This is a genomic window from Achromobacter sp. B7, from assembly GCF_003600685.1.
Classification (GTDB): domain Bacteria; phylum Pseudomonadota; class Gammaproteobacteria; order Burkholderiales; family Burkholderiaceae_B; genus Achromobacter; species Achromobacter spanius_B.
In genome coordinates this window covers 2,542,388-2,557,816 of record NZ_CP032084.1, presented here as the reverse complement: position 1 = coordinate 2,557,816, position 15,429 = coordinate 2,542,388, and the positions used below count along the sequence as shown (strand labels likewise).

General features: G+C 63.6%; 15 protein-coding genes and 3 pseudogenes. 9 read left to right on the top strand and 9 right to left on the bottom strand.

Annotation, left to right across the window (positions count from 1 at the left end; genetic code table 11):
- Nucleotides 1-47 precede the first annotated feature (47 nt).
- Complete coding sequence (locus DVB37_RS11530) at nucleotides 48-1,661, top strand: NAD(P)/FAD-dependent oxidoreductase (RefSeq protein ID WP_120155203.1); 1,614 nt, start codon at nucleotides 48-50, stop codon at nucleotides 1,659-1,661.
- 220 nt (nucleotides 1,662-1,881) lie between these two features.
- Here DVB37_RS11530 and groL read toward each other — a convergent pair whose 3' ends face one another.
- The 3 genes from groL to DVB37_RS11515 all read right to left on the bottom strand — a co-directional run bounded on the left by groL (nucleotide 1,882) and on the right by DVB37_RS11515 (nucleotide 4,681).
- Entirely contained in the window at nucleotides 1,882-3,504 is a 1,623-nt protein-coding gene (groL, locus tag DVB37_RS11525) for a chaperonin GroEL (protein WP_120155201.1), read from the bottom strand.
- 57 nt (nucleotides 3,505-3,561) lie between these two features.
- On the bottom strand, nucleotides 3,562-3,879 hold the full coding sequence (groES, locus tag DVB37_RS11520; protein WP_104143747.1) for a co-chaperone GroES: 318 nt from the start codon (nucleotides 3,877-3,879) through the stop codon (nucleotides 3,562-3,564).
- Between the two features lie 166 nt (nucleotides 3,880-4,045).
- Complete coding sequence (locus DVB37_RS11515) at nucleotides 4,046-4,681, bottom strand: diguanylate cyclase (protein ID WP_120155199.1); 636 nt, start codon at nucleotides 4,679-4,681, stop codon at nucleotides 4,046-4,048.
- 328 nt (nucleotides 4,682-5,009) lie between these two features.
- Between DVB37_RS11515 and DVB37_RS11510 the strand changes: the two genes are divergently transcribed.
- The 3 genes from DVB37_RS11510 (at nucleotide 5,010) to DVB37_RS11500 (ending at nucleotide 6,232) form a co-directional block, all read left to right on the top strand.
- The gene (locus DVB37_RS11510; RefSeq protein WP_046805876.1) at nucleotides 5,010-5,450 is read left to right on the top strand and encodes an Hsp20/alpha crystallin family protein; all 441 of its coding nucleotides are present in this window, start codon (nucleotides 5,010-5,012) and stop codon (nucleotides 5,448-5,450) included.
- A gap of 29 nt (nucleotides 5,451-5,479) precedes the next feature.
- Nucleotides 5,480-5,884, top strand: a complete 405-nt coding sequence (locus tag DVB37_RS11505) for an Hsp20/alpha crystallin family protein (protein WP_104143745.1) — start codon at nucleotides 5,480-5,482, stop codon at nucleotides 5,882-5,884.
- A gap of 75 nt (nucleotides 5,885-5,959) precedes the next feature.
- Complete coding sequence (locus tag DVB37_RS11500; protein WP_046805874.1) at nucleotides 5,960-6,232, top strand: hypothetical protein; 273 nt, start codon at nucleotides 5,960-5,962, stop codon at nucleotides 6,230-6,232.
- 89 nt (nucleotides 6,233-6,321) lie between these two features.
- Here the strand turns inward: DVB37_RS11500 and DVB37_RS11495 are convergent, their stop codons facing one another.
- The gene (locus DVB37_RS11495; RefSeq protein ID WP_046805873.1) at nucleotides 6,322-7,104 is read right to left on the bottom strand and encodes an SDR family oxidoreductase; all 783 of its coding nucleotides are present in this window, start codon (nucleotides 7,102-7,104) and stop codon (nucleotides 6,322-6,324) included.
- 61 nt (nucleotides 7,105-7,165) lie between these two features.
- Nucleotides 7,166-8,254: an alkene reductase gene (locus DVB37_RS11490; RefSeq protein ID WP_120157460.1), complete on the bottom strand. Its 1,089-nt coding sequence runs from the start codon at nucleotides 8,252-8,254 to the stop codon at nucleotides 7,166-7,168.
- A gap of 239 nt (nucleotides 8,255-8,493) precedes the next feature.
- Between DVB37_RS11490 and DVB37_RS11485 the strand changes: the two genes are divergently transcribed.
- Both DVB37_RS11485 and DVB37_RS11480 read left to right on the top strand, forming a co-directional pair.
- Nucleotides 8,494-9,171 (top strand): TetR/AcrR family transcriptional regulator, encoded by a 678-nt coding sequence (locus DVB37_RS11485; protein ID WP_120155197.1) that lies wholly within the window; start codon nucleotides 8,494-8,496, stop codon nucleotides 9,169-9,171.
- A 47-nt stretch (nucleotides 9,172-9,218) separates the two neighbouring features.
- On the top strand, nucleotides 9,219-9,671 hold the full coding sequence (locus DVB37_RS11480) for a MaoC family dehydratase (protein ID WP_046805872.1): 453 nt from the start codon (nucleotides 9,219-9,221) through the stop codon (nucleotides 9,669-9,671).
- Between the two features lie 45 nt (nucleotides 9,672-9,716).
- On the opposite strand, the pseudogene DVB37_RS28930 reads toward DVB37_RS11480, so the two are convergent.
- The 3 pseudogenes from DVB37_RS28930 to DVB37_RS28920 all read right to left on the bottom strand — a co-directional run.
- Nucleotides 9,717-9,995, bottom strand: a pseudogene (locus DVB37_RS28930) (PAS domain-containing protein); the annotation flags it as partial.
- Between the two features lie 120 nt (nucleotides 9,996-10,115).
- Nucleotides 10,116-10,463: pseudogene (locus tag DVB37_RS28925) on the bottom strand (PAS domain-containing protein); the annotation flags it as partial.
- Nucleotides 10,464-10,580: 117 nt separating this feature from the next.
- A pseudogene (locus DVB37_RS28920) lies at nucleotides 10,581-10,709 on the bottom strand (sensor box protein); the annotation flags it as partial.
- Between the two features lie 195 nt (nucleotides 10,710-10,904).
- On the opposite strand from DVB37_RS28920, the gene DVB37_RS11470 reads away from it, so the two are divergent.
- From DVB37_RS11470 to DVB37_RS11460, 3 genes are read left to right on the top strand one after another with little or no spacing between them, the layout of a single operon-like run.
- The gene (locus DVB37_RS11470; RefSeq protein WP_120155195.1) at nucleotides 10,905-12,473 is read left to right on the top strand and encodes a BCCT family transporter; all 1,569 of its coding nucleotides are present in this window, start codon (nucleotides 10,905-10,907) and stop codon (nucleotides 12,471-12,473) included.
- Nucleotides 12,470-13,642, top strand: a complete 1,173-nt coding sequence (locus DVB37_RS11465) for an aromatic ring-hydroxylating dioxygenase subunit alpha (RefSeq protein WP_120155193.1) — start codon at nucleotides 12,470-12,472, stop codon at nucleotides 13,640-13,642. The genes DVB37_RS11470 and DVB37_RS11465 overlap by 4 nt, the downstream gene beginning before the upstream one ends.
- Nucleotides 13,639-14,655, top strand: a complete 1,017-nt coding sequence (locus DVB37_RS11460) for a PDR/VanB family oxidoreductase (RefSeq protein ID WP_305782045.1) — start codon at nucleotides 13,639-13,641, stop codon at nucleotides 14,653-14,655. The genes DVB37_RS11465 and DVB37_RS11460 overlap by 4 nt, the downstream gene beginning before the upstream one ends.
- A 126-nt stretch (nucleotides 14,656-14,781) precedes the next feature.
- On the opposite strand, the gene DVB37_RS11455 is transcribed toward DVB37_RS11460, so the two are convergent.
- Complete coding sequence (locus DVB37_RS11455) at nucleotides 14,782-15,378, bottom strand: TetR/AcrR family transcriptional regulator (RefSeq protein WP_046805869.1); 597 nt, start codon at nucleotides 15,376-15,378, stop codon at nucleotides 14,782-14,784.
- Nucleotides 15,379-15,429: the final 51 nt, after the last annotated feature.

Here is a 15,429-nt window from a genome sequence, read left to right as displayed (position 1 = left end):
TCCCGCGTTTGGCGACGTTGTGATCGCCCACCTTCTGGACCCGAAGCATGTTGCGACTGACCGAAATCAAGCTGCCGTTGAACCACACGCCCGAGGAATTGCCCGCCGCGATTCTCAAGAAACTGGGCATACCGGCCAGCGACCTGCACGGCTTCACCATTTTTTTGCGCAGTTACGACGCGCGCAAAAAGCACAATATCCTGCTGACCTACACGCTGGATATCGACGTGGAAAACGAGGCCGCGCTGCTTGCGCGCTTTCATGACGACCGCCACGTCAAGCCTACGCCCGACACCGAATACAAATTCGTCGCCCAGGCGCCCGCCACGCTGACCAAGCGCCCCATCGTCATCGGCACCGGCCCCTGTGGCCTGTTCGCCGGCCTAGTGCTGGCGCAGATGGGGTTCAAGCCCATCATTCTGGAACGCGGCAAGGCGGTGCGGGAACGCACCAAGGACACCTGGGGCCTGTGGCGCAAGCGCATCTTGAACCCCGAGTCCAACGTGCAGTTCGGCGAAGGCGGCGCGGGCACGTTTTCGGATGGCAAGCTGTACAGCCAGATCAAAGACCCCAAGCACTACGGCGAAAAAGTCCTGAAGGAATTCGTGCTGGCCGGCGCACCGGAAGAAATCCTGTACGTCAGCAAGCCGCACATCGGCACGTTCCGGCTGGTGGGCATGGTGGAAGTCATGCGCGACACCATCACCAAGCTGGGCGGCGAAGTGCGCTTTTCCAGCAAGGTGGAAACGCTGCATCGCGAAAACGGCCAGGTCACCGGCGTCACGCTGGCCAGTGGCGAGCACATCGAAGCCGACCACGTGGTGCTGGCCATCGGCCACAGCGCGCGCGACACGTTCCAGATGCTGCACGAGCAAGGCGTGTTCATGGAAGCCAAGCCTTTCTCGATCGGCTTCCGTATCGAACACCCGCAGTCGCTGATCGACAAGGCGCGCTTTGGCCCCAGCGCCGGCCACCCCATCCTGGGCGCGGCCGATTACAAGCTGGTGCATCACGCCAGCAACGGGCGGTCGGTCTATAGCTTTTGCATGTGCCCGGGCGGCACGGTGGTGGCCGCCACGTCGGAGCCGAACCGCGTCGTCACCAACGGCATGAGCCAGTATTCGCGCAACGAACGCAATGCCAACGCCGGCATCGTGGTCGGGATTTCGCCCGAAGAAGACTACCCGGAACACGTGCTGGCCGGCGTGGACTTCCAGCGCAAGTGGGAATCACAGGCCTTTGTGCTGGGCGGCGAAACGTACAGCGCGCCCGGCCAGTTGGTGGGCGACTTCATCGCGGGCAAGGCGTCCACGGAATTCGGGTCCGTGCTGCCGTCGTACACGCCCGGCGTGCACCTGACCGACCTGGCCACCGCGCTACCCGACTTTGCGATCACGGCCATCCGCGAAGCGCTGCCCGCGTTCGACAAGAGCATCAAGGGCTTCGGCATGCACGACGCCGTGCTGACCGGCGTGGAAACGCGCACGTCGTCGCCCGTGCGCATCAAGCGCGACAACGACACGCTGCAAAGCCTGAATACCAAGGGACTGTTCCCGGCCGGCGAAGGCGCCGGTTATGCGGGCGGAATCTTGTCGGCGGGCGTGGACGGCATCAAGATTGCCGAAGCCGTCGCGCTGAGCATCATGGGCCGCCAAGGCTGAGGCCGGACAGCCACGGCTGAGGCCGAATAGCCAAAGCTAAGGCCGAATAGCCAAAGCTAAGGCCGAATAGCCAAAGCTAAGGCCGGATAGCTAAGCCCTCCGAGCCAAAGCCCCCCCGCACGTCAAAGCCCCCACGACAAAGGGCGCCAGACAGCAAGGTTGACCTTGCTGCCCGGCGCCCTTTTTTCGCACTGAATCGGGGTGGGCACCCCGATCCCCCTTAGAACGACATCTCAGGCGTGGGCGCCGCGGGTGCCTTGGACTCCTCCGGCAGCTGCGCCACGGTGGCGTCGGTGGTCAGGATCAGGCCCGCGATAGACGCCGCGTTCTGCAACGCGGTGCGCGTCACCTTGGTCGGGTCGACCACGCCCAGGTCCACCAGGTCGCCATAGTTGCCGGTGGCGGCGTCATAGCCGTAGTTTCCCTTGCCTTCCAGCACCTTGGCCACAATCACCGAGGGCTCGTCGCCGGCGTTCGTGACGATGGCGCGCAACGGCGCCTCCAGCGCGCGCAACACGATGCGGATGCCGGCGTCCTGATCGGCGTTGGCGCCCTTCAAGCCGTGAATGGCCGTGCGCGCCCGCAGCAACGCCACGCCGCCCCCGGGCACAATGCCCTCTTCGACCGCCGCGCGCGTGGCGTGCAGCGCGTCGTCCACGCGGTCCTTCTTCTCTTTCATCTCGACCTCGGTCGCGGCGCCCACCTTGATGACCGCCACCCCGCCCGCCAGCTTCGCCACGCGCTCCTGGAGCTTTTCGCGGTCGTAGTCGCTGGTGGCCTCGTCCGCCTGTTTGCGCAGGACCGCCACGCGCGCCTGGATGTCCGCCTGCTTGCCCGCGCCACCGATGATGACCGACTCTTCTTTGCGGACCTCGACGCGCTGCGCGTTGCCCAGCTGTTCCAGCGTGGTCTTTTCCAGCTGCATGCCGGTCTCGTCCGAGATCACCGTGGCGCCCGTCAGGATGGCGATATCTTCCAGCATCGCGCGGCGGCGGTCGCCAAAGCCTGGGGCCTTGACCGCCACCACCTTCAGCACGCCGCGAATCGAGTTCACGACCAAGGTGGCCAGCGCTTCACCGTCCACATCCTCGGCCACAATCATCAACGGCTTGCCCGCCTTGGCGGCAATTTCCAGCACCGGCAGCAGATCGCGAATGTTCGAGATCTTTTTGTCATGCAGCAGCACCAGCGGCTCGTCCAGCTGCGCCACCTGCTTCTCGGGGTCGGTCACGAAATACGGGCTGAGGTAGCCACGGTCAAACTGCATGCCCTCGACCACATCCAGTTCGTTGTCCAGCGACTTGCCGTCTTCCACCGTGATGACGCCCTCGCGGCCCACCTTGTCCATGGCCTTGGCGATGATCTGGCCGATGGTCTCGTCGGAATTGGCCGACAAGGACGCGACCTGCGCAATTTCCTTGCTGGTCGAGATGGGCTTGGAAAGATCCTTCAGCTTGTCCACCACCGCCTGCACCGCCTGGTCCACGCCCCGCTTCAGGTCCATGGGGTTCATGCCCGAGGCCACATACTTCATGCCCTCTTGCACGATGGCCTGCGCCAGCACGGTGGCGGTGGTGGTGCCGTCGCCCGCCACGTCGGCCGTCTTCGAGGCCACTTGCTTGACGATCTGCGCACCCATGTTTTCGAACTTGTCCTTCAGCTCGATTTCCTTGGCGACAGACACGCCGTCCTTCGTGATGGTGGGCGCGCCGAAGCTGCGTTCCAGCAGTACGTTGCGGCCCTTCGGACCCAGCGTGACCTTGACGGCGTCGGCCAGAATGTTGACGCCCTTCACCACGCGGGCGCGCGCGTTATCGTGAAATTGAATGTCCTTGGCACTCATTTCTAAGGCTCCTGCTATTTCTTGGGTAGATTCCTGATAGCGGCTCGGGCAAGCGCGTTATGCCGCTTTCTTGAACGTGTCGCGTGTGGGTTCCAGCACCGCCAGCACGTCGTCTTCGCGCATGACCAAGAGTTCCTGGCCGTCGACCTTGACGGTCTGCCCGGCGTATTTTCCGAACAGGACGTGGTCACCCACTTTAAGTTGCAACTTCTGCACGGCGCCGTCGCGACCGACCTTGCCGCTACCGACCGCCACGACTTCGCCCTGCTCGGGCTTTTCCGCCGCGGAATCGGGAATCACGATGCCGGATGCGGTCTTGCGTTCCTGTTCGATGCGCTTGACGATTACCCGGTCATAGAGGGGACGGATCTTCATGACTCAATCTCCTGAACAATTCAGATCACCAAACACTGCGCCTTCGCGGGCGCGCATCAGGATTTATGGGCAGGGCCGCGCAAGTTCAAGACCCGCAAATTGAATCAAATTGCATCAGGGACGTGCATCACCGACGTACATCACCGACGTGCATCACCGACGAGCATCACCGACGAGCATCACCGCAGACCCAGATGCCGACCGCCTTTCCCAGCCGAAACGTCACGCGCTTTTGCAGCTGGGCGGCGGGCGCGGCATGCACGGGACACGGTTGCGTACGGCCGCCCTCGGCGTCCACCGTGGCGTCATCCGCGTCCGTCTGATTCCAGATGCCGTTCTTGCGCGGCCGGAACATCCAGCGCAGATATCCCTTGCGCGCGGCCAGCTCCATCAGCGCCGAATGATCCGGCGCCTCCAGCGCAACGCGTTCCTGCCCGCCGGGCAGATCGGAATAGTCGGCAAACGCCCGACGGCAAGCCACGGCTTCTTCCAGCGGCGCATTCAGGCGGCACCAACCGGGATGCGCCACGCGTTCCACGTCCCAGGCGCCCAAGCGCCATCCGGCTTCGAGCACCGCTTCATCGATTTCGGCGTAGTGGTTCCAGCGCTGATTCAACTGCAAGGCCGACGCCGCCACCGCCCGCAGCGGCTGTGCAATCGCCGTCCGGTCAGGCTTGAAGCCATGCCAGTGCAGCGTCAACAAAATGGGGGTGTCTGCCTTTTGCACCGCGCTGGCGCTGACCGCATACAGCGGCAGGCCCAGCGCGGCGATGTGCGTGTGGATAGTCGTGAATATGTCCATGGGATCTCCGTTAGCCAAAAGCGGATTTCGCGTGGGGTCATGCCCATCGAACCAACGTGTCGAATGAATTTATCGCGTCTTCACAAGGCGCTCAACCGGCGGGGAAAGGCGCATCGTGCCACGGCCGTTCAACGCCGCCCGCGGGCCACCACCCGCGCTAAAAATCCGCAATTTTTCCCGCCGCCTTGATTGAAGAATTCAATCGCCCCCTCTCTTGAAACCCGCAAACCCGATGCCACATTTGCGCTATGGCGGGGCAGCGCAGCGTAGACACCCCATGCCGCCAAGCCCTACGCCCGTCTGAACCAGACCTTATCGGGAGACGAACATGGCAACTTATCCATTTTTCGATAGCGGCATCAGTTCCGCCCTGGACACCCTGCAACAGCTGGACAAAATCCTGCGATCCTCGACCGCGCCTTCCAACCTGCGGTCCACGGCACGCGGCGACTTTCCGCCCGTGAACGTAGGCGCGTGCGCCGACTCGATTGAAGTCGTGGCGTTTGTGCCCGGCGTAGACCCGGACGCGCTTGAAGTCACCATGGAAAAAGGCCTGCTGACCATTTCGGGTGAACGCCGCGAAGAAGAACCTTCCGGGCAAACCACCCTGTATGCACGCGAACGCGCGCGCGGCCGATTCAGCCGCGTGGTGGAACTGCCTGCCGACGCCGATCCAGAGAACATCCAGGCGCGCTACACCGACGGCTGCCTTTGCATTTCGATCGGCAAACGCGAGTCCGCCAAGCCGCGTTTGATTTCCATCCAATGAACACTGGCCGACGACACAGGAGGATCATCATGGAAGAACGCAACCAACTAGCCGCCACGCGCGGCTCGGAATCCCTGGCCAAGGTCGCTGACGACACCAACCGCCCCGCCACCCTGCCCGCCGTGGACATCTACGAGAACGCCACGGGCATTACGCTCTTGGCCGACCTGCCCGGCGTGTCCAAGGACAGGCTGTCGATCAAGGTGCAGTCGAACGAATTGCTGATCGAAGGCGAAGCCGCGGTGCAGGTGCCGGCCGAGGTGCGGCTGGTGCATAACGAACTGCGCGAACCGCTGTTCCGCCGCAGCTTCACGCTGGGCCACGATCTGGACAAGGACAACATCACCGCCAACTTGAAGCACGGCGTGCTGACCTTGCAGATTCCGCGACTGCGCGAGGCGCAGCCCCGCAAGATCTCTGTCACCGTGACTTGATCGGCAGGCTTGAAACGTTGCGCCCGGTGTATGCCGGGCGCGTTCGCGTTTTAGCCACCATGTGGGGGAGGCCTTATGGAGCATTCCGTCATCACGCAGTATCGCGGCTACGTCCTTAGCGTACGTGCCATCCCGTTGCGCGCGCTGGAAAAACCAGGCTCTTTGCCGGCCGGTTTCATTTCGCTTGTGCAGGTGGTGCGATGCACCGACATCCTGGTTGACTGGTGCATGCCGTGCCCGCACACGCCCTGGGAAACCCCCGCCGAGGCGTTGCGCGAAGGCACGCAGTATCTGCAACGGCTGATCAACACGGGCGCGATCGGACTTGGCGCGCCGATGCTTCAATAGACGAGGCTTGGGCACCAAGACGTCGCTTGCGCACCCACGACCGCAAAGATGGGCGGGCATGTCGGCACCGACGCCCGCCCATCGTCGCCTCAGGCTGCCTGATAGCGCGCGGCCGCGCTGGCCATCTTGATGTCGCCCAACAGCGCTTGGCGCGCCCCGTCCAGGGCATCCCAGCGCGACGCCTCATGCAGCGGCGGGATCGTCACCGTCTCGCGGCGGTCAAATCCGACCAACGCCGCATCCACCAATTCACCCACGTCCATCACTTCCGGCAGCGCATTGATATCGATGCCCGCGCGTTGCCAGATCTCGGTGCGCGTGGCGGCGGGCAGCACCGCCTGCACATAGACGCCAGCGGGCGCCAGCTCTTCATGCAAGGCCTGCGACAAGAACAACATATAGGCCTTGGTGGCGCCATACACCGCCATGCCGAACTGCGGCATGAAGCCCACCACCGACCCCACATTCACGATGGCGCCGGTGCCGGCCCGCACCAGGCGCGGCGCGATGGCGCTGGCCAACCGCGTGGGCGCGGTCGTGTTCAGCGCCACCAATTGGCCGGCCGCCTGGGGCGTCTGCGCCACAAAGTTGCCGGTCTGCGCAGCGCCCGCGTTGTTGATCAGGATCTGGATGCGGGCATCATCGCGCAGCCGGGCCTCGACGGCTTCAATGTCGTCATTGCGCGTCAGGTCGGCCGCCAGCACGTCAACCGCCACGCCATGGTCCTGCCGCAGGCGCGCAGCCAGCGTCTCCAGTCGGGTCAGGTCGCGCGCCACCAGCACCAGGTCGTGGCCGCGCCGCGCAAAGCGCTCGGCATAGGTTGCGCCTATGCCCGAGGACGCACCGGTAATCAAAACAGTAGAGGAATTCATTTTGCAGTTCTCGTTTTAAGTCCGCGGATGACACGCCGCGAAAACGGCGATAGCCCGCCAATCAGCGCGCGTCGGCCAGCGCCGGGTAGTCGATATAGCCTTGTGCGCCGCCGCCATACAGCGTGGCGGGGTCCAGCTGCGCCAGCGCAGCGCCCGTCTTCAGGCGCTGCACCAGATCGGGGTTGGCGATGAACGGACGGCCGAATGCAAACAGGTCGGCATGGCCCTGGGCAAGCTGGGTGGCGGCCAGGTCCAGCGAATACCCGTTGTTGGCGATATAGGTGTTCGTAAAGCGCCTGCGCAGCGAACCGTAGTCGAACGGCGCCACATCACGCGGCCCGCCCGTCGCGCCCTCCACCACGTGCAGGTAGACCACGCCCAACGCATTGAGCTGGTCAGCGATGTAGTCGTACTGCGCCTGCGGGTCGCTGCACGTAATGCCGTTGGCCGGCGACACCGGCGAAATGCGCACGCCGGTACGGTCGGCGCCCACCTCGTTGGCCACCGCCTGCGTCACCTCCAGCAACAGCCGCGCACGGTTCTGCACCGAACCGCCGTACGCGTCGTCGCGATGGTTCGCGCCGTCCTTGGCGAATTGCTCAAGCAGATAGCCGTTGGCGCCGTGGATTTCCACGCCATCGAAACCCGCCGCAATGGCGTTCGCGGCTGCTTGGCGAAAGTCGTCGACGATGCCGGGCAGCTCGTCCAGCGCCAAGGCGCGCGGCATCGACACCGGCTCAAAGCCATTGTTGACAAACGTCTTGGTCTCGGCGCGGATGGCGGACGGCGCGACGGGCGCGGCGCCGTTCTCTTGCAGGTCCACGTGCGACACGCGGCCCACATGCCACAGCTGAAGGAATATCTTGCCGCCCTTGGCATGCACGGCCTGCGTCACTTGCTGCCAGCCTTCGACCTGCGCTGCCGTGTAAATACCCGGCGTGTCCTGATACCCCTGCCCTTGCTGCGAGATCTGCGTCGCCTCGGCAATCAACAAACCCGCCGAAGCGCGCTGGGCGTAATACGTCGCGGCATGGCGGCTGGGCACAAAGCCCGCTTCGGCGCGATTGCGCGTCAGCGGCGCCATCACGATGCGGTTGGAAAGCGTCAGGGTTCCTAAGGTGTAGGGCTGGAACAAAGCGTTGTCGGTCATGGTCGGGTTCCATAAATAGGGGTTGATTGCGGTGCGCAAGGCGGTGGCCTTGGGCTGATCGCGGCAGGGCCAGGTCCGGATTACGGTCCGGGCCGGGCGGCCAACGGCATTAATGATGATGATCAACATCTAAACCGTCAAGTACTTTGATGATGATCGACATCAATGTATATTTGTCACCTGCACATGGCATTAACAGACTGGCACGCGCGGGCGTGTCATCCAACGAGGTTGCAAAAATGAGGGTCACCAAGGCTCAGGCGCAGGCAAACCGGGCGCACATTGTCGAGACCGCATCGACCCTGTTTCGAGAACGCGGGTACGACGGCGTGGGCGTGGCCGAACTGATGGCCGCTGCCGGCTTTACCCACGGCGGGTTCTACAAGCACTTCCGCTCCAAGGCCGACCTGATGGCCGAAACGGCCGCGTCTGGGTTGTCGCAATCCCTGGCGATGACGGGCGACATGGACCCCGCCAAGTTCGTCAACATCTACCTGTCCCGCGCCCATCGCGACGGCCGCAGCGCGGGCTGCACCATGGCCGCCCTGTGCGGCGACGCCGCGCGCCAGTCCGACGACGTCAAGACCACCTTTGCCGCAGGCATCGAGAACATGCTGGCGGCGTTGGCCAAGGACGACGTTGCGCCGCAAGATTCGGGCCTGAACGCGGACCCGGATTCGGGTGCGCATTCGGGTGCGCATTCGGGTGCGAATTCAAACCCCGATTCAAATCCGAACATAGACCCGTCTTTATCCGCCAAGCGCGCGCGCGCCAAGCGCATCGATTTGCTGGCCCACGTGATCGGCGCCGTCGCGCTGTCGCGGGCCTGCCCTGATGACTCGCCGCTGGCCGACGAAATCCTCGAAGCCTGTCGCAGTGAATTGCTGGCGTCCCTGGCTTCGGAATCCCCCCGCTGATTTTTCCTTATTCACGCCTGCCACGCCCACCGACGGAGCAAACCAACATGGCCGTGCACTACCTGGAAGACCTGACCCCCGGACAACGCTTCATCGGCACCGCCCGCGTGCGCGTCACGCGCGAACGCATCAAGGCCTTCGCCAAGGAATTCGACCCGCAGCCGTTCCATCTTGATGAAGACGCGGCCAACGTCACGCTGTTCAAAGGCCTGGCCGCCAGCGGCTGGCACACCGCCGCGCTGACCATGCAACTGCTGGTCGCCAGCGACTTCAAACCCGCCGGCGGCATCATCGGCGCGGGCGTGGAAGAAATGCGCTGGCCGCTGCCGGTGCGTCCGGACGACGAGTTGCGGATAGAAAGCGAGGTGCTGGAAGTGCGGCCATCGAAAACCCGGCCGGAACAGGGCTTGGTGAAAGCGCGCACCACCACCTTAAATCAGAAAGATGAAGTGGTGCAGGTGTTTGTGAGCAATTTGGTGGTGAAGAGTCGCGGGGGGTGATGACCGGCGTTTGCGCGGGGCGGGCTGGCAGCGTCTTCCCCCCGCTCACCCCTGCTCCACCGCCAACGCAAAGTACGCCGCTGCCCCCGCGTCCGTGCCGCGTGTCAACACCGCCCGCACTTGCACCGTTAGCCAGCGGCCATCCTTGCCGCGCATCTTTGCGCCAAACGCGGCGGTGGGCCTGCCGTGCAGCATCTTCTTCAGGCGCGCGCCGCCATCGGCCAGCAGCCCGGCCAGGCCATCGCCCAGCAGCGCTTTCGGGTCGGCCCCCAGCATCCTCGCCAGCGCCCCATTGACGGATTCGCAGCGCAGGTTGGCGTCCAGCAGCGCCATGCCTTGCGACGTCAGCTCAAACACCGCTTCAAAGCGCGCCTGCTGATCGCGCAGGGATTGCTCGGCCAGCTTGCGGGCGGTGTTGTCCATGCTGATGCCGATCACCTTGACGATGCGTCCGTCAAAGTCGCGCACGGGCGTGGCGCGTGAGGAAATCCAGCGCAGGGCGCCATCCGGCTGGATCACGCGAAAGTCGAATTCGTGCGCGTTGCCGGTGCGCAGGGATTCGTCGTAGACGGCCTGCATCATGGCAACGTCGTCGGGGTGCACGTGCAACCAGAAGCTGTCGTTGCTGACAATGCGCCAACCGTATACGGCTTGGACGTTGGGCGAGTAGCTGACGTCGTCCGTGATCAGGTTCCATTCCCACGTAACGATGCGCGCGCCCTCTTGCGCCAGCTTCATGCGCGCTTCGCTTTCCATGATGTCGGCCATGTAGCGGCGGCGCGTATCCGTCATGGGGATGTCCACGGCGCTTGCTGCACCGGCCTCTTCCCGCGCTTGCTCGCCGTATCGCAGCCAGATCCAGTTCACCCCCAGAAACGCCGCCAGCTTGCGCAGCTTTTCGTAGTCGATCTCGCCGCCCTTCGTCCATTTATGGACGGCGGGGCGCGAGACATTCAGCGCGCCGGCCACGGCTTGCAGCGTCAGTTGCTTGTGTTCAAGCAGCTCTTTCAAGCGGAACGCAAAGCTGTCTTCTTTCATGACGACCGTGTCCAGCCGACACAGCGAAAACAAAAACCACCCGTTACAAACGCGCCGTTTTCCGATTGAAGCTTGTGCATGGGCAAGGTTCTTCCTACAGTCCGGGTCAATCATTGGGTTAATCAATGGTTAATGTAAACCGCTGGTTAACACACGACAAGATACCGCGCGCAACGACGCAAGGAAGGAGACAACGTGAAAATAGCCGCGCCACGCCGCGACGGGTTCCTGACGCTTTGCACACTTACCGCCGTGCTGCTCACCGTCATCGCCATGGTCCTCTGGCCCATGCAAGCCGCCGCCACCGCGGCCGATCTATTCGACTGGACCACGCGTTCATTCGGCTCGCTGATCCAGGTGTTTGTCTTCGGCTGCGTCATCGCCTGCATTGGCCTGGCGTTCAGCAAATACGGCAACGTGCGCCTCGGTGACAGCAAGCCCGAATACTCGACGCTGTCCTGGATCTTCATGTTCATCTGTGCCGGCATGGGCTCGTCGACGCTGTATTGGGGCGTGATGGAGTGGGCCTACTACTACCAAACGCCCGGGCTCAACGTCGCGTCGGGCACGCGCGAGGCCCTGGAAACCAGCATCAGCTATTCGTTTTTCCACTGGGGGTTAAGCGCGTGGGCGGTATACGCCCTGCCCTCGCTGGCCATGGCCTACCACTTTCATGTGCGCAAGAAGGCGGGGCTGAACCTGGCATCTATCCTCCAAGCGATAACGGGTTTTCGTGCGACGGGTCCCGTCGGCCGTCTGGCGGACCTGATCTTCCTGCTGACGATGTTCGGCGCGCTGACGGTGTCCATTGCGCTGACGGCATCCACCTTCACGCGCGGCCTGACCAGCCTGGTCGGCACGCCCGACACCTTCGCCATGCAGGTGATCGTGATCGTCGGCGTGTCCGCGCTGTTTTCGGCCAGCGCCTATATCGGCATCGCCAGCGGCATGAAGCGCCTGAGCCATCTGGTCTGTTGGGGCGCGCTGCTGCTGGCTGCCGTCGTGCTGGTCGTGGGCCCCACGCAGTTTTCCGGCAACAACATCGTCAATGGCCTGGGCCTGATGCTGCAAAACTACGTCCGCATGAGCCTGTTCACCGACCCCGCCGGCGACGGGGCCTTCAACCGCGGTTGGACGGTGTTCTATTGGCTGTGGTGGGTGTCGTATTCGCCGGGCGTGGCCATGTTTGTGGCGCGCGTTTCCAAGGGCCGCAAGATCAAGGAAGTGATCTATGCGCTGCTGCTTGGCGGCAGCGCCGGATGCTGGTTCTTCTTCGGCGCGCTGGAAAGCTATTCAATGCACCAGTTCATGACGGGCGCCATCGACGTGCCCCGCGTCTTGCAGGAACAAGGCGGCGAAACGGCAGTGGAAATGCTGCTAAGCGTGCTGCCGGCCGGCAAGCTGTTTTTGGCGCTGTACCTGGCAACCATGCTGGTCTTTCTGGCCGCCCACGTCGACGCCGTGGCCTACGCCGTCGCCGCCACCACCACGCGCAACCTGTCGGAAGGCGAAGACCCCACGCCCGCCAGCCGCGTCTTCTGGTGCATTGCACTGACGCTGGTCCCGCTGGCAATGCTGTTCACCAAGGCGTCTTTGGAAACGATGAAAACGGCCGTGGTGCTGACCGCCATCCCCTTTGTCTTCATTCTGGGCATCAAGCTGTTCGGCCTGTTCCGCTGGTTGATGCAGGACTACGGAGATATCCCGGCGCATCAGATTGAATCGCCCACCCAACCGGCCTTTGTTCCCAGGAGAGCATCATGAACCGCATCCCCAAGCTGCCCGCCGACTTCAACGCCGACGAAGAAAACGCCTGGACGCTGCCCGCCCCGTATTACACCCAGGACGCCGTCTTCCAGTACGAGCAGGAAAAGATCTTTGCCCACAGCTGGATCTGCGTGGCCCACCGTAGCGAATTGGCCGAGCCCAACGACTACGTAACGCGCGACATCATCGGTGAAAGCATCATTGTGCTGCGCGACCGCGACGGCATCCTGCGCGCGTTCTACAACGTGTGCCCGCATCGCGGCCACCAACTGTTGCAAGGCAGCGGCAAAGCCAAAAACGTCATCACCTGTCCGTACCACGCCTGGACGTTCAAGCTGGATGGCGAGCTGGCCTTCGCCCGCAACTGCGACAACGTGCCCAACTTTGACCGGGACAAGGCCACGCTGGTCCCGATCAAGGTCGAAGAAGCCGCGGGCTTTGTCTTCATCAACCTGAACCCGCGCGCGGGGTCGGTAGAAGACCAACTCCCCGGCTTCGAAGCCCGCCTGCGCGCCGCCTGCCCGGTGGTGGACACCCTGCAACTGGCCGCGCGCTTCGTCACCGAAACTCCCGCCAATTGGAAGTCCATCGTCGACAACTACCTGGAGTGCTATCACTGCGGCCCGGTGCACCCCAGCTTTGCGGACTCTGTCCAGGTCGACAAATACACCCACACGATGCACGGCAACTGGACGTTGCAATTCGGCCTGGCGAAATCGTCCGAAAAATCCTTCAAGGTCGATGCCTCGGTGAAGGACCCCAGCTTTGCAGGCTTCTGGGCCTGGCCCTGCACGATGTTCAACGTGCCACCGGGCGCCGACTTCATGACCGTCATCTACGAATTTCCCGCCAGCGCGGGCGTCACGTTGCAGCACTACGACATTTACTTTCTGAACAAGGAATTGACCGAGGAACAGCAGAAGCTGGTGGACTGGTATCGCGACGTTTTTCGGCCTGAAGACCTGCGACTGGTGGAAAGCGTGCAGAAGGGATTGAAGTCGCGCGGCTATCGCGGGCAAGGCCGCATCATGGTCGACCGCCAGCGCAGCGGAATCAGCGAGCACGGCATCGTGCATTTTCATCGCAAGCTGGCCACGGAATACCAGGAAGCCTTGTCTGCCGACACTTCCCCGCCCGCGCTCCATCGCGCCACGGCGCGAGCATGAGCACCATCAGCACCATGAGCAGCCTGAGCACCACCAGCACCGCCAGCACCCTTGGCGCCCAAGCGGCCCTGCTCGTGCGCGTCGCGCGCATCGAGCACGTCACCCCGCTGGTCAAGCGCTACACGCTGGAGGCCATGGACGGCGGCGCGTTGCCGCCCTTCACGGGCGGCAGCCACATCATCGTGCAGCTGCGCGACGGCAGTCGCCATTACAACAACGCTTACTCGCTGATGAGTTCGCCCAACGCCCTTGGCAACTACCAGATCGGCGTGCGGCGCGAAACGCCGTCCAAAGGCGGGTCTGCCTTTATGCATGACAAGGTGGCCGAAGGCGACGCACTCTACATCACCGCGCCCAACAACTTGTTTGCACTGGACGAGGCCGCCCGCCACCACGTCCTGATCGCTGGCGGCATCGGCATCACCCCATTCATGTCGCAGTTGCATGACCTGCTCCGGTGCGGTGGTTCGTACGAACTGCACTACGCCTATCGCGCTGACGAACACGGCGCCTTTCGGGACGAGCTTGCCCGGCTCTGCGGGAATGGCGTCCGTTTCTATGTCGACAGCAAAGGCCAGCGCATGGATCTGGCGGGCCTGCTGGGCGGCATGGAACCTGGCGCGCACGCCTACGTATGCGGCCCCCCCTCACTGATCGATGCCGTGCGCGGCGCCGCGCAAGCAGTCGGAATCGAGTCAGCGCGCGTGCACGTCGAACAATTCGCCGCGCCCAAGCAAACCGGCGGCGCTTTCACGGTGGTGCTGGCCAAGTCCGGCAAGACCGTGGAGGTGGCCGCCGGCGAGTCCATCCTGAACGCCATCGAGCGCGACAGCACCGTGCCGGTGGATTGCCTGTGCCGCGAGGGCGTGTGCGGCACCTGTGAGACCCGCATTCTGGAAGGCGAAGCCGAACACGCCGACCAATATCTCAGCAACGCGGAAAAGGCCGCGCAAAAGACGATGCTGATTTGCGTGTCCAGCGCCAAGGGCAGCAGGCTCGTGCTGGATTTATAAGGCAGCGCCGCCCGGACAGCCTCAACACGTCACCGCCCGCGCGGCCAGCTTTCGTAGAAAAATTCCAGGCCATCGCCCGATGCCGGGTTTATTGCGGGGAGCCCACCGCGTTGTCCGGCTTTGCCATCAACGCGGGCGGGCGTCATCAAGCAAGGCCAGCGCGGGCCGAACCAGACCACGCAGCAACTCCGGTTCCGGCCGCGAGCGCGCCAGCACGCGCAGGCCCATCAGCAAGCCGAGCAGCATGCGCGCAAGGTCATCCGCCGGCTGCGTGGCGTTGATCGTGCCGGCTTGCTGGCCCGCCTGCACGCAGCGCAGGAAGAAAGCCTCCATATCCCGCAGCACAAGCGCCAGCGCCTCTTGGAACTCGGCATCGTGCGCAGACAACTCCAGCGCCGAGTTCACGATCATGCAGCCCTTGCGCTGCTCGTCCGCCAACGATAGTTCGATGATCTCGTCAAAGAACGCGCCGATGGCCTCGCGGGGTGTCATTTGCGATTCAAAACGCCTGACCCGTTCGCAAAAGCCGCGCTCGACGTAATGCGCGAGCGCCCGCTGGTACAGCCGGCGCTTGTCGCCAAACGTGTTGTACAAGCTCGGGCCCACGATGCCCATGGCAGCGGCCAGATCACGCACCGACGTGGCTTCGTAACCGCGCGACCAGAAGCATTCGATAGCGGCATCAAGCGCCGCCGCTTCGTCAAACTCTTTGGGGCGCGCCATGTGCAACCCTACGCGGCTGTGTCGTGCAACAAACAGACGATGGTGACGTCA